Annotated in this window: 9 protein-coding genes and 1 pseudogene; 9 read left to right on the top strand and 1 reads right to left on the bottom strand. The window is 50.0% G+C overall.

The features are described 5' to 3' along the window. Positions 1-3,081 (top strand): Ig-like domain-containing protein (locus ACI2I2_RS23955; RefSeq protein ID WP_404660190.1); only part of this gene is annotated, 3,081 nt, incomplete at its 5' end. A gap of 81 nt (positions 3,082-3,162) precedes the next feature. Here the strand turns inward: ACI2I2_RS23955 and ACI2I2_RS23960 are convergent. Next, positions 3,163-4,270 (bottom strand): annotated as a pseudogene (locus tag ACI2I2_RS23960) (IS3 family transposase). Between the two features lie 1,422 nt (positions 4,271-5,692). On the opposite strand from ACI2I2_RS23960, the gene ACI2I2_RS23965 reads away from it, so the two are divergent. The 8 genes from ACI2I2_RS23965 (at position 5,693) to ACI2I2_RS24000 (ending at position 14,896) form a co-directional block, all read left to right on the top strand. Further along, on the top strand, positions 5,693-6,232 hold the full coding sequence (locus ACI2I2_RS23965) for a fimbrial protein (protein WP_404660191.1): 540 nt from the start codon (positions 5,693-5,695) through the stop codon (positions 6,230-6,232). Positions 6,233-6,385: 153 nt separating this feature from the next. After that, positions 6,386-6,904 (top strand): fimbrial protein, encoded by a 519-nt coding sequence (locus tag ACI2I2_RS23970; RefSeq protein WP_404660192.1) that lies wholly within the window; start codon positions 6,386-6,388, stop codon positions 6,902-6,904. A gap of 99 nt (positions 6,905-7,003) precedes the next feature. Then, a complete protein-coding gene (locus tag ACI2I2_RS23975; protein WP_404660193.1) occupies positions 7,004-7,711 on the top strand; it encodes a fimbria/pilus periplasmic chaperone in 708 nt (235 codons plus the stop codon). Positions 7,712-7,767: 56 nt separating this feature from the next. Next, positions 7,768-10,389, top strand: coding sequence for a fimbria/pilus outer membrane usher protein (locus ACI2I2_RS23980; RefSeq protein ID WP_404660194.1), 2,622 nt, complete (start codon positions 7,768-7,770; stop codon positions 10,387-10,389). A 27-nt stretch (positions 10,390-10,416) separates the two neighbouring features. Continuing rightward, positions 10,417-10,968 carry a fimbrial protein gene (locus ACI2I2_RS23985; RefSeq protein WP_404660195.1) on the top strand — a complete coding sequence of 184 codons (552 nt, stop codon included), beginning with the start codon at positions 10,417-10,419 and terminating at the stop codon, positions 10,966-10,968. Between the two features lie 103 nt (positions 10,969-11,071). Next, positions 11,072-12,214 (top strand): fimbrial protein, encoded by a 1,143-nt coding sequence (locus tag ACI2I2_RS23990; protein ID WP_404660196.1) that lies wholly within the window; start codon positions 11,072-11,074, stop codon positions 12,212-12,214. 846 nt (positions 12,215-13,060) lie between these two features. After that, on the top strand, positions 13,061-14,011 hold the full coding sequence (locus tag ACI2I2_RS23995; RefSeq protein ID WP_404660197.1) for a LysR substrate-binding domain-containing protein: 951 nt from the start codon (positions 13,061-13,063) through the stop codon (positions 14,009-14,011). Positions 14,012-14,029: 18 nt separating this feature from the next. After that, positions 14,030-14,896, top strand: coding sequence for a LysR family transcriptional regulator (locus ACI2I2_RS24000; RefSeq protein ID WP_404660198.1), 867 nt, complete (start codon positions 14,030-14,032; stop codon positions 14,894-14,896). The last annotated feature ends 282 nt before the right edge of the window (positions 14,897-15,178 follow it).

Below are 15,178 nucleotides of genomic sequence, written 5' to 3' on the forward strand. Positions count from 1 at the left end.
GTGACGGCGACCGTCAACGGCAGCAGCAAGACAGTCACGGTTAACTTTGTTGCGGATAGCAGCACGGCACAGATAGGTGCAGGAGACCTGACGGTGATGGCAGATAACGCCCTGGCAAACGGGATTGTCGGTAACAACGTGCAGGTGAAGGTCACCGACTCTCAGGGTAATGCAATTGCCGGACAGGACGTGAGCTTCAGCGCCAGCAACGGTGCAACGATAGCCGCACAGGGACGCACCGACAGCAACGGTGAACTGCTGATGACCGTGACCAGTAAAACAGCAGGCGTCAGCACCATCACCGCCAGGGTGAACGGCAGCAGCCAGCAGGTTGATGTGACCTTTGTCGCGGACGGTGGCACGGCGCAGATTAATGCCGGTAATCTGACGGTAGTGACAGATAACGCCGTTGCGGACGGCAAAGCGACGAACCAGATACAGTTAAAGGTAACCGATGCCAACGGCAATGCAGTGGCAGGCCAGACGGTCACTTTCAGTGCGAGCAATGGGGCAATGATTGACGGTAGCGCTCAGACAACCACTGCAGGCACGCTCACGCTGGATGTCACCAGCCTGGTATCTGGTGTCAGTACAGTAACGGCGAGCATTAACGGCAGCAGCCAGCACGTGGATGTGATCTTTATTGCTGACAACAGTACAGCGCAGTTGATCGGGAGTAATATGAATATTATTACCAATCATGCCGTTGCGGATGGAGCAATGGTCAATGCAGTGAGGATTCTCGTCACAGATCAACAAGGTAATCCAGTCGCCAGCCAGCTAATCACACTGAGTGCCAGCAATGGTGCGACTGTAGCAGAAACAGTAGCCACAAATATGGCTGGAGTAGCCACGGCAGTACTTACCAGTACGACAGCGGGTACAAGTACGCTAACCGCGACAGTGAACGGGAGCAACCAGAGTGTCGATGTGAATTTTGTCGCTGATGCAAATACAGCGAGAATTGCCGACGGTGATATGACAGTCGTGACTGATAACCTGTTGGCCAATGGGACGGATGAGAATCAGGTGCAGGTAAAAATCACCGATGCCAACGGTAATATCGTCGCAGGAGCGAAGGTCGATTTCAGCGCCAGTCACAATGCCGTCGCCGCCACCAGCGCATTCAGCGATGACAATGGTCTGGTCCTGGTGCCTATCACCAGCACACTTGCAGGGGTTTCTACCGTGACAGCTACCATCAACGGCAGCAGGCACAGCGTGGATGTGTCCTTTAACGCTGATGCCAGCACCGCGCAGATTGTTGTTGGCAGCTTGATCGTCATTATTAATAATTCCCTGGCGAATGGCTCTTCACTTAATACCGTACAGGCAAAGGTCACAGATGCTTATGGCAATCCTCTGGTAAATCAATCTGTCAACTTTATCGCTGACAATGGAGCTAAGATGGGGCGACCGGGTCTTACCGATGAAAACGGGATGATTCAGGTCGGTTTGTCCAGTTCAGTGGCTGGGCCATCAACGATAACCGCGGTGCTTAATGGTTCCACTGAAACTGTCGTTGTTACCTTCATTGCCGATACCTCGACCGCAGGTATTGCCGCAGGTGACATGATTGTGGTGAAGGATAATGCGTTTGCTAACGGTAGTGATGCTAACAACGTCAAAATGACGGTGAAAGATGCAAAAGGGAATGTACTTGCAGACCAGCCTGTAACTCTCAGCGCTGATAACGGTGCTACCGTGGCATCATCGGCAAGCACAGATAGTAACGGTGAAATTACGGTTCCGGTTACGAACACTCTGGTCGGTTCAAGCACTCTGACTGCCACCACTAATGGCAGCAGTCAGAGTGTGACCGTCAATTTTGTGGTGGATCGCTCGACGGCGCAGATCGCTGTTAGTGATATGGTCGTCACGCAGAATAATGCCGTGGCGAATAAATCTGCGCAGAATGTGGTACAGGTACGAGTGAGTGACTCATGGAATAATCCGGTTCCTGATGCGGTAGTGACCTTTAGTGCCAACAATGGAGCAACGGTAGTGCCGGAAGCCAGCACGGACGCCAACGGATTGATGGCGGTAATGATAACCAGCAATAAGGCGGGTATCAGCACGCTAACCGCCGGTATTAATAGCAGCTCCCGCAGTGTGGACGTTAACTTTATTGCTGCCACAATACCAGTGATTACACAGGTAGAAGATGTAACCGGCAGCGTAAAGGGCAATCTGACGAGCGGGCAACCGACTGATGAAACGAAACCGGTTCTGCAGGGTACTGCCGAAAAAAACGGGACGGTTCGTCTGTACGAGGGCAGTACTCAGATTGGAACCGCAACGGCGGATGATACGGGGCTCTGGAACATCACGGTGAATAAAGCGCTGAGTGGCGACGGCGATCACAGCCTGACGGCTACCAGTGCTCTCACATCTCAGTTGCCGGAGTCTGACCCGTCGGAAGCGTTTATTCTTCATCTGGATACGGTAGCGGAAGTGCCGGTAATTACCCGCGTTCAGGATAGCTCTGGTAACCTCGTTAATGGACAGGATGCCCCTGGGGGAGAAGTAGATTTTTGGGGTACCGCAGAACCAGGTGCCACAGTCATCATCTATGGAGTACGCATGAAGGATAGAATACGGATGGCAATAGATTCGGTAATCGCTGATACGGGTGGTAACTGGCACGCAGTGATGTCTGATGAGCGTGTATTCCAGATGACGAGCGAATATCAGTTTGTACCTGTCAGTACGGATATTGCCGGAAATAGCACGACAATGTCGCAAGCCACTGCCTTTAGTCTTCAGTATCATAGCTGGCCAGCGCCAGTAGGTACACCGACTTACGTGCTTGCGGGTGGAGATATGACTGAAGAGGAGATGACCGCACAGCTGGCGGCGACAGGCAGCCTGTTGATTAATATTCAGGCTGGCGAAAGGAGCGCTCGAATCTTCTTACCACAGAGTGATGCTAGCAATCCGGGTCAGCATGTGTATGTGTCAAACGACACTTCGGCAGTGGCCGGTATTTACCCTGATGCAGGAGGTAATTCGACGATACTTCCCGCAGGGAGTCAGACAACCTGGTACTCGAATGGATCGACGTGGAAGCAGATGAACTAATAAATGCGTGGGATATTAGTAAAATCGGTTTTTTGACCCTGACCCCGAATATGCTCCAGTCATAATCAGGAATAACCGGCTTCATGTTGGCTGCATATTCTGGCAACCGGTAGACTTTTCAGCAAATTCGGACGGGGTCATCCATCCCAGCGCAGAATGGGGACGCTTCTGGTTATAGTGTATGCGCCAGGCCTCGGTTTTGCACCGTGCATCCTCCAGGGGCATGAACCAGTTCTCGTAAGACATTCCTGCCGTAGCCTGCCGTTGAACGACTCAACGGTCGCATTGTCCGTCGGTGTCCCCGGCCGTGAGAAGTCTATTCTTATCTCTCTTTCGTACATGCACTTATCCAGCATTTTCCTTGCAAATTCAAAGCCGTTATCGGTTTTCAGTAACTGTGGTAAGGGGCGTATGAGCGCTATGCTGTTCAGCATTTCTGCCACTTCTGTTGAACGCAGATTCTGCCCCACGCAGATCCCCAGGCACTCGCGGGTGTAAAGATCGATAACCGTCAGCAGGCGCAGTCTGCGCCCGTCAAACAGCGCATCAGAAACAAAGTCCATGCCCCAGACGTGATTCGGATACAGACCCTGAGGCTGCGGTTGTCGGCGCTGTGCCGATTTATTCCGACACGGGCGTTTGAGACGCAGGGACAACCCCTGCTCGCTGTTGAGCCGGTAAATGCGCTTATGATTATCCCGCCAGCCCTCCCGCCTGAGCATGACGTGAACCCGGCGGTAGCCATGGTGGACCCGGATTTCGGTGATTTCCCTGATGCGAAGACGTAATGCGCTGTCGTCTGCCGCCACAGAATGATACCGGAACGAACTACGGCTGACCCGTAACGCAAAGCAGATTTGCCTCTCGCTGGCTCCGTAGCGTGCCTTCAGGTCCCGGACCCATTCGCCCAGGCGTGCCAGCATCAGGTCTTTTTTGCCAGCACATCCTGCCGCATGGCTTTGTCGAGACTCAGATCGGCGATCAGCTTCTTCAGCCTGAGATTCTCTTCCTCAAGCTGCCGCATGTGCCTCAGCTCAGAGGGCGAAATCCCGCCGTATTTCTTGCGCAACGTATAAAACGTGGCATCAGAAATGCCCAGCTTACAGCAGACCTCAGGCACCGGTGTACCCAGTTCAGCCTGCGTCAGGGCAAAGACAATCTTCTCTTCGGTGAATCGTGATTCTTTCATCGGCACCACCTCCGTCAGGGAGTGTAGGTCATGCCGGAATTCTGTTTCTGAATGGAGCAGGATTTTGGGTCAGGGTCAACCCGTTACACCTACTGGAGCTGTGTTACTCTAAAATTTAATTTTGAATTAGATAATGCTAACACATCACTATGCGACTGGTTAATATGCGAGCACCGCACTGAGTCCGGTTATGTGTTCAGCTTTGGTCTGGAAGCAATCTCGAGCGGTCGCAAAAAAACGCTAGTAGGCTTGAAAGGCTGCTGCATGAGCTGGCTTTTCGCAATATTGCTAAGGCGCTGACGAATGAAACCGAACAAGCCTAACAGCATTTAATGGTCGCGGTGTAGTCTCCATGTCGGGTTCCACTCCCTCAGTGCGTCTTCCAGCTTCAGCGTAAACGACAGGATTTATGGCAGTTTACAGTTGGTGCTAGCAGTCCTCGACTCCGTCATTATTTATAAGGCGCCGAAGGTCCAGGGTCTTAGGCGAGGGAGAAAAATGGATGGCGAGATAGAGGTCATCGATAAGGGAGGTTATGTGCATAAGGTCAACGGCTACGCCGTTTCTGGTATTCCTGTGCGCATAAGTGGGCTCTCGATCTGAAGCTCAGATGCTTAGGTTTTTGGTCAAAATTTGAGTTGCACATTATCGAGAATCAGGATCAAATAGTTGGCTGCTTCAACGAGGATAGATAGAACCCATACCGATCTGGACTGAACAATCTAACATATCGCCCTGCAATTAAAGATACACTGACTGCCGACATGCTGTGGTGACGTGGAACGGGGTAGATAGTTAATTTAAAAGGTTTTCAGGTGATTTTGCATCAATGTATTCAATGAAATTGATGATGGCAATTCAAATGGTCAAAAAAAGCTTTGCTTGCGCGATATTTTTTTCATATAAAATAGCAGCATGCAATTTTTAATTTTTCAAATTACTATATGCAAAAAGTTGTGGGTATTTTTTTAAAATCAATTTAATTCATGTGGTTATAGCCGATTTTGCGCTTTCATTACCTATGAAATCGCACCACCAAGTGCTTTATATTAAAATTCAACAAAGCTAAATCAAACACGCTATAGACTCTGCAAAACCTCAATTCAATAGATCTTTTACCCGCACACGCCGCGCCAAAAAGCACATCATGCTACTCGGACAAATCTGCTGGGTTGATTGATCTGTATATTTTCTTGTTTGTGGTTTCTTTGATCGCGAGAGTTGTTTTCTGTAGTATTTAATACGCCGAATGAACTGGTGTTTTATCGTCAGTTATTACCAGGCAAATTAAGGGCTATTTTTCATGCTCTTAATTGGCAGCTCAAAATAATTAATCCTGACAGTGTTGCTTATGGCAACAGGATGTTGACTTGCAATAATGCTCAGTCAATGACCGCTGTTATAATGAATAAGGAATGTCAAATGAAAAAGTTTCTGATGGTTACCGCTCTGGCCGCTACTGGTTTTGTTTCTGCTTCACATGCCGCTTCTACCGGCACAATTACTTTTAATGGTCAGCTGACGGCAACCACCTGTGATGCAAATGTTGACGGCCAGGGTCCTGATGCGACTATTGTCCTGCCGACCATTGGCACTAATCAGCTGACTGCTGCGGGCGATACTGCAGGCCGTACCGGCTTCAACATCGCACTGACCAACTGTGCCGGCACCCTGCAGACCGCCTCTGCATTCTTTGAAGCGGGCTCAACGGTTGACCAGGTTACTGGTCGTCTGAAGAATACGGGCGGCGATGCTTCGAATGTCAGCCTGCAGTTGCGTGAACTGGATGGTGCCGAGCCGGTTATTCAGGCAGGTAACAGCAACCAGACGGCTAACGCGACCTATTACGATATCTCTTCCGGGGCGGCAGACCTTCCTTACTCTGTTGAGTACTACGCAGATGGTGCTACCACTGCAGGTACTGTGAACAGCAGCGTGATTTACTCCATCCAGTACCAGTAATCATCACCTGACAGACATAAGTAAGTTCACACAACAATAAAAACAGGTATGTCCCGTTAGGGGAGTTGCGACTCCCCTTTTTTTCAACGTCAGCATGAAACGCAGCCTAAGGCGCGGGACTTTAATCGTTCATGATGAATTGATGGTAACAATATGAAAAAGTTAGCAATGATGGCCCTTTTATTCGGGGTAAATGCTGTCGCACTGGCCGCAGAAAATGGCACTGTGTCCTTCAGTGGTGAAGTGACCGGCAGTACCTGTAATGTGAACGTTGCAGCCCAGGGACCGGATGCCACCATCGTGCTGGCCGCTGTGTCAGCGGACGATTTGAATACCCAGAAAACCATGGGATATACCCCCTTCAGCATCGTAATGAGTAACTGTATCGGAACCTATGACACGGCAAGGGTGTTTTTTGAGGAAGGCCCCAATGTGAGCTCTCAGGGTTATCTGATCAACAATGGTGGAACCGCTTCCGGCGTCGTGCTGGTTCTGACTGACAGCGACAAGAATGTCATCACGCCGGGAAGTGACACGCAGAAATACTCAGACATTACATCCGGTACTGCGACGACAAATTATTACGTTGCTTACGGCACCAACAGTACAGTCGGCACGGCAATGGGCGGGACGGTATCGTCCAGTGTGACCTATCACCTTGATTACAAATAAACCCGATTTAAATAAACCAGCATAAATCTGAATTTATTTTACTGGTAATTCTCTGCGAGGGGATCGATTTCCCTCTTTTTTACTGACCGGATAGTTATTATGAAATTCCCTGATGCAATGACTCACCTGCTGCGAGCCCTCACGCTGGCCTGCCTTCTTTCCACCGCAGCCCACGCCAGTATTGTAATTACCGGCACGCGGGTGATTTACCCTTCTGACGCTAAAGAAGTAAGCGTCAGGGTGAGTAATAAAGGTAAAGCGCCAGTACTCTTGCAAAGCTGGCTGGACGACGGTGATACGAAAGCAACCCCGGACAAAATAAAGGTGCCATTTGTCCTTACACCACCAATTAACCGTGTTGAAGGCGGTAGTGGCCAAACTCTGCGTATCCGCAGCACCCCCAACACGCTGCCGTCGGACCGGGAGTCAGTGTTCTGGCTGAACGTACTGGAAATTCCCGCTGTACCAAATCTTGATAAACAGGAAAGCAAAAACTTTCTGCAGGTGGCGTTTCGCAGCCGCATTAAGTTCTTCTGGCGCCCGGCGGGCCTTAAAGGTAATGCCGGTGATGGCGCCAAAGCACTTACCTGGCATGCTGCCGGCAATACTCTGCGCGTGAAAAATCCCTCACCGTATTACGTTTCCCTGTCAACGGTGAGCGTGGGCGGAAAAAAAGCTGATGGCAAAATGATTGCGCCATTTAGTGACGACACCTATTCCCTGAATGCCTCCCCGGGAAGCAAGGTCACTGCGGAATATATCAGTGACTATGGTGCGCTGATTAAAACGGAATCTGTCGCGAAATAGCCGGATTGTTGTTCATTACTTTACCGAGATACGTAATAAAAATGAAAACAATAAAAATGAAAACTCCTGTTACGGGTCGACAATTTAAGGCCCGTCTTTCTCCGGTGATGATGGTGATGGTATGCATGGGATGGGGAATCCCCTTGCCCCATGCGGCGGCAGAGGCAAATATGCCAACCGAAATTGCCCACAACCTGCTGTTTAACTCTTCCTTACTGCAGATGGACGACGCGAGTGCCGTTGACCTCTCCCGCTATGCCAATGGGGCCAACACCACGCCTGGCACCTATTCCGTGCAGGTCTTTGTCAATGACAGCCCGTTGGGGACCATGGACGTTGAGTTCCGTGAAGGCAAAGACAAAACGGTTTACCCGTGCATGACCGATGCACTGCTGCGCCAGATCCCGTTTCGGGAAGAACACCTGCCGAAGGGATTTTATGACAGGGCGAAGCAGTGTACCGATATTGCCACGTTGCTGCCGGAGACGGTGGTGCATTACGACACCAACGACCAGAAGCTGAATTTTCAGATCCCGCAAATTTATGTGGCGCGGGCTGCCCGCGGCAGCGTCAGCCCGGAGCTGTGGGACAGCGGGGTGCCCGCGCTGATGCTGGGGTATAACCTTAATGGTTACCAGAGCACCTCCAGCGGCTATGACAGCAAATCCTTCTACGCCGGCATCAATGCCGGGATGAATGTGGGTGCCTGGTATCTGCGTCATAACGGCAGCTACAACTGGGCAGAAAACGGCGAGAAAAAGTATCAGGCCCTCAATACCTATCTCCAGCGTGACATTCCGGCCTTACGCTCCCGTGCGCTGGTAGGGCAGACATATACCCGCGGGGATGTGTTTGACACCATTCCGTTTACCGGGGTGAAGCTTACCACCGACGAGCGCATGCTGCCGGATTCGCAGCGTGGTTATGCCCCGGAAGTGCGCGGAATAGCCCGTACCAGCGCCAAAGTGACGGTGAGCCAGAATGGTCAGGTGATATACCAGACCACTGTCAGCCCGGGCAATTTCCTGATTGATGACCTTTACCCGACCGGATACGGCGGAGACCTGCTGGTGACAGTTGAGGAAGCGGACGGACAGAAGGAAAGCTTCACCGTACCGTATGCCTCTGTCGTTCAGCAGCTTCGCCCGGGTGCGACCTACTACGAAGTGGTGGGCGGGGAGCTGCGTAATGATCGCTACAACGACAATCCTGCCCTCTATCAGGCGACGGTTCAGCACGGTATCAGCAATCTGCTGACCGGCTATGGCGGCCTGCAGGTCAGTCAGGACTATTATGCGTTGAAAGGTGGTGTGGCACTGGGAACTCGCGCGGGGGCGTTTGCTTTCGACATTACCCAGGCTCGTATGCATCTGCCCCCGGGAGTCGCCAGTTCCGGTCAGAGCTATGGCCTCAGCTACAGCAAGTCAGTCAATGAAACGCAGACCAACCTGTCGGTGGCGGGATACCGTTTCTCCTCCAGCGGCTTCATGGATTTCCTGACCGCCCAGGATACCCGCCACGCGATGCTGAACGGCCAGTCGGAGGACTCCGTCTGGCGCCCGCGTAACCGAGTGACGCTCACCGCCAGCCAGGGGCTGCCGCTCAACTGGGGACAGTTCTATATCAGCAGCTCACTGCAGGATTACTGGAATCAGAGCGGCAGCAACAAGCAGTATCAGATTGGCTACAACAACAACTACGGCGAAGTAACCTACGGCCTGTCACTGGGACGCACCTACAGTTATAGCGGAGCGCAGGATACCTGGCTGTTTAACATGAGCTTCCCGCTGGGCAAATCCACCCGCCAGTATCGTCCGTTGCTCTCCCTGCAGCTGAATCATGACAACACCGGGCGGACCGGTGAACAGGCGACACTGTCAGGCACCGGCGGGGGGGACCAGCAGTTCAGCTACAGCGTGACAGCCATGAATGCCAACCAGGGCGCGGGCACCTCCGGGGCGGTCAATACCCAGTACCGTACCAACTATACAGGTCTGAGCGCCGGCTGGAGCGGCGGTAAAAATTACCACAGTGAGTTTGTCGGGGCCACCGGCAGCATCGTGGCACACAGCGGTGGGGTGACACTGAGCCCGTACACCTCAGACACCTTCGCACTGGTGGAAGCAAAAGGCGCGACAGGGGCATCGGTCTCCGGCTATCCGGGCATTCGCATTGACCCGTTTGGTTATGCGCTGGTGCCGTATCTGAATCCGTACCAGATGAACGACATCACTCTCGACCCGAAAGGGGCCAGTGATGATGTTGAACTGGCCAGCACCGAGAAGAAGGTGGCGCCATATCAGGGGGCGGTGGTGAAGATTAAGTACGGCACGAAGACCGGTACGCCGGTGCTGATAAGTGCCACCCTCGACGGCGAGCCGGTGCCGTTTGGTGCGGAAGTGCTGGATGAACAGAAGCGCAGCGTGGGAACCGTGGGGCAGGGCGGACAGGTGTATGCCCGCGTGGAACAGGACAAGGGCAGCCTGACGCTTCGCTGGGGTCAGGGGAGTGATAACCGCTGCACGGTGAATTATCACCTGATGCCAGCCGGTAAGCAGCAGGACAGCACCATCCAGACTTTCACTCAGGAATGCCGTAAGGGTGCGACGAAGTCGTCTCCTTCGCAGCAACAGCAACTGGCAAAGTCTGACAGTCCACAACAGGAGTCCGGGGTGTAACCCCCGGAAGGTGAGGGAATCAGAATCATGAACAGACGACCATGGAATATGACACGATTAATGATGGCAGTACTGTTGACCGCAGGACTGGCAGTATCCGGTAACAACCAGGCATCACAGAATGTCACCGTGACCTTCACTGCCGTTCTGCTTCCGGGCACCTGCGATGTCAGCGTGGATGGGCAGGGGCCGGATGCGACTGTTGTGCTGCCTGCGGTTACGGCGGACGACCTTAATGCGACAGGTACGGCTGGCAAGACTGCATTTAAACTCCAGTTCAGCAACTGTTTTGGTACGAAGGCCAGTGTGCGGGCTTTTTTTGAGTCAGGTACGGGCACGAACAGTTCAGGGTATGTAATCAATAAGGGCGGCACGGCCAGAAATGTGGACTTTAAGCTTATCCGGGATAACGGCTATCCGTTGTTTCCCGATGATTTCAATCAGAGCAGCTACCTGCCCATCGGTGATGTAAACAGCACCGCTGAACAAATCTACTACGTCGCTTATGTGACCGATGGCAAGAATGCCACCGGCGGCACGGTAAAGGGCAGCATTACCTATCGACTGGATTATAAATAACCGCCTGTCCAGCCGGTGTCTCGGGGCTGTTCACCGGCAGGCATCAATTGATTTAAGACAGCAGTAGGGGAATGCTCTCCGACCTGCAAGGAGAGAAGTTACAATGCAGTGGAAGAAATATATTACGCAATTAGGCCAGGGGTTGCTGGTGCCGGTCCTGCTGCTGGCAGGGATGAGTTCTGCTCAGGCAGTGGTGAACTGCAAAATGGCCGATTCTACATCAAATACTGTACCACTATCCGGCCATTTTTATGTGGGGAATGATATGCCTGTTGGCAGTGTGATTTACAGAACCACAATAACAAAGACCAGACAAGCGGGGATCGACTGCGATGCACCATTCAGTGTGGATGCAGAATTCAGGGTCGTCAATGAACGCTCAGGGGCACCGTTTTCACAAAGTGGTATACCGTACAGTGGGCAGATTTATCCAACCAACGTACCCGGAATTGGTGTGGCGCTGTGGAATGCTGGCAGAACATTTACCTCATCTGCCCCCTTGACCTTACCCGCCTATTATATAAAGGATAGCGCAGGCCCTTCTTATAAATTTGGTGATGAATTTGACATCTCCCTGATAAAAACGGGCAATATCTCCTCAGGGGTCACCGTCAATGGCGATTCTTTCCCAATTATAGCGCAAAATGCGGTGGCAAAATCTGGCTATTCGGGGTTGCCCATCTATTATCTCTGGACAGTTAATTTCTCCGGCAGCATAACTCTGGATACCAGTACCTGTATAACACCGGGTAACCCGACTTATGACCTGGGGACGTTCCGGCCAGAAGATTTTCCGTCTGTTGGGGCGACCACGGCGTGGAAAGATGTCTCTATTTATCTGACAAACTGCCCGGTGTTTAGAGGGTTCTACAACAATTTGGACCCGGCTCAGGTTGCCATTGACTCCAATAGTCCAACAGGCGGAACTCTGACAAACAATATGCTGGAGATGACCATATCGCCCTCAACCGCGAATGCCGGTGACCAGCAGACCTTTATGTTGTCGGATGTGGCAGATAAGGCTTCCGGTATGGGTTATCAGATTGCCCATAACCCAAAAGAAGGTATGGCCCCGGATGAAGGGGGAAATAATCTTTACACCTCTGGCGATGTACTCACTCAGAGCATAAGTCTGGAGCGCTCCGGGAACGTGTCTATTCCTTTGCGAGCGCGCTATAAACGAACAGGTGATTTGCGACCGGGGAAAATGAACGGATCATTTACCGTCACGATCAATTACAAGTAAAACCCCTTAATCAGACTGCTGACAACGTGCGTATATCTGAAATTACATGACGGCGCTTCGCTGGCACAGATCTGCGTGACGTGCATAACTTCATGATATGCATATTAATGTAGGCCGGGCAAGGCGTTAGTCGCCACCCGGCATATGCAGTAACTCCGTTAAACAATAACATGAGCGAAATGTGAAACTCACCTAACGAATTAAATTCCACCAAATTAACGAACGCTGATCAAAACAACTGCCAAACACCAATCATAAGGTTCCGCTTACCGCAAATAAAACATAGAACAGTACACTCAACCACAAAGCACTTAAAAAGATATTACTTGATCTAAACCCACCAAAAATAACAGAACAACTTCACTGTTACTTTTTTTGAATTTTAATAAAGAAATGTACTGGTACGACATCTTAAGGGGCAAAGTACGGCAAATAATCGTTAACCACATAATTTAACCACAAGTAACGTCAATCATTTTGTTATGGTTACTTATATTTCTACAAACCCATACAGACAATTGAATTTAAATGAAAAAACTAGAAGGCGCGTTTTATTTAAAGTATTTTTGCTTTTTTAAATTCGCACTCACAATTCATTAAAGTCACTCAGGAAACATGTAGTAACTATCTGAAATCAAGGCGTTTTTTAACAGATGGAATGACGGGGTGGATTTTTCGTGTATATATTTCTATTGTATCAGTTGTTTATCGATGATTTAATACGACTTCATTACGTCTTATTGTCATCTTGACACGATTGAAATGCATGAGCACAACCTTACATAATTTTTAATTTAAAACACAGCCCAGGAATACAACTCACAATAATCCAGGATGGTATCAAAAATGTGTAATGAGATAGAGTTAAAATTACTAAAAGTTATTCACAGTATAGTTACAACAAGAAGCGTCACTAAAACAGCCCGTATATTGGGGGTTTCCAATGGCACTGTCAGCTATATGCTCGGCCGCGCCCGAAAAGCCACAGGCTCTCACCTTTTTTCAAGACACCGCTACGGTATGCTCGCCGATACCACGGCGCTTGAACTTAGCCAGCGATATCTGTCCTATCTCAGTGGGGACGTGGATATTGGCAAAATTGCAGGGCACCAGAGAAAGCAAAGAGAAAAAGTCCGCATTAATACAAACTCGTTACTCGAGATGATGATGGCTAAAAGTCTGCCTGGTATCAATAGCAAATCTTCCCCCTGGTGTTATGGCTTCGGACTGTATACTCCTAATACCGCAGAGCGCCTGAACATGCTCAAAAACGGTATCATTGATTTGGACATTGGTCCTAAACTTCCTGCAGATGAAAGCATACAGGCAGTAAAGCTGTTCAGTTCAAAGGTATCTGTGCTGGCATCTAAAGAAAATAGGCGATATGGGAGACAATTGACACTTAAGCAATGGTACGACAGTAGACACGTCATCTGGTCAGGTACTAGTGACTTCTACTGCGATACTATTGAAGATTCAGCTAAAGCAACTTTGCACCTTCGAGAACGTAAGGCCGGTGTGCTATCCGGTAGCATTATTAATACGCTTGCCTTCTGTGCACGCACGGATTATATCACTCTGGTACCGACTGTGTTTGCAGACCCCCTGTCAAAAGCATTACCTCTGAGACACCTGCTTCCTCCAACTGAACTGAGATTCAGCTATGACTGCTTTCTGCACTATAACAATCAGCTCGAAAGCGAACCTACAGTACTTAAGGAAGTTGATGCCATCGTAAGAAACATTCAGTCCAGATTTCCCGAATCCCCTGATCATTTTAATTATAACATCCAATGAAGAACGGCAATTGATCACATGAAAAAAATAAGCCTAAAGTACCTTAAAGTTATTGATGCACTGGTTGAGCATAAACGGGTTTTACTCGCTGCAGCACACCTTGAAATTAGCCCCTCTTCAGTGAGTTACGTTCTGAAAAAAGTACAGGGCCATTATGGAATACCGCTGTTCACTCGTACGCGAGACGGAATGATTCCGGAGCCTCTGGCCTATCAGTTACAGAAGGAATTCATCAAGATACAGATGCTTAGTGAAAAAAGGCAGCGTTTTGTTATTTCCACCTATTCAGCGATAGAGCTGGCCATGAGCATGTACCTTGATACTCCGGATAAGGACGACAACAAGCAGCCCATCATGTTTTCCCGCATGGAAGACTCACAGGAAAAGCGACTGACCGCTCTGCGCAGACGGTCTGTCGATATTGATATCGGGAGTTATCTGGGCGATGAAAAAGCGATCATCACGACACCTTATATCCTGTCAGATATGTGCGTATTGGCGCGTAAGGGACATCCAACACTGAAGGAGCAATGCTCGCTCATAGAATGGAATAAAAACAAACACTTACGCTGGGTTCGTGAGGGGGACATGGCCAACACCACTGTGCAGGGAAATGATTTCAGCAAGAATCTTCTGGAATCCCGGAATGTTATTTTTGAAAGTGCCAGCCTGCTAGCCCTCGTCAATCTCTGTGCATACAGCGATCATATCATGATTATGCCAACTATCTTCATTCGGCATTTCCGCGATCTATTCGCGGTTAAGACACTATCTCTGCCCGATAATGCCTTTTTAACATTTAGCTGTTTTATGCATCACCATTCATCTCTGGATAAAAACCCGAAGGTGCTTGAGTTGCTGGAACTGCGTAGAAGACTGCAGTAACACTCCATGCAATATGCCTTGTATGATTAAATTTAGTCGCTGGATATGCTGCGGTAGTAAATGATACGCTTCGTCTCAAAGAAGGAAACACAGGATTAGCACAGCCATCATCAATCTCCGCCCTAAATAACTCAGAAATACGCAGTGCAGGTGTATCTTCCAAAAAAAACCAATGATGAAGTAGTTAGGTAATCCCCCCATTTTTAACGGAGGCAATAAGTAGAATCAGGTCATGCGTTGAATATGCTGCATCGGCGTGTAGCCATTTAACGCCATATTCGG

Origin of the sequence: Scandinavium sp. NPDC088450 (genome assembly GCF_044900545.1) — a bacterium.
Taxonomy (GTDB): Bacteria; Pseudomonadota; Gammaproteobacteria; order Enterobacterales; family Enterobacteriaceae; genus Scandinavium.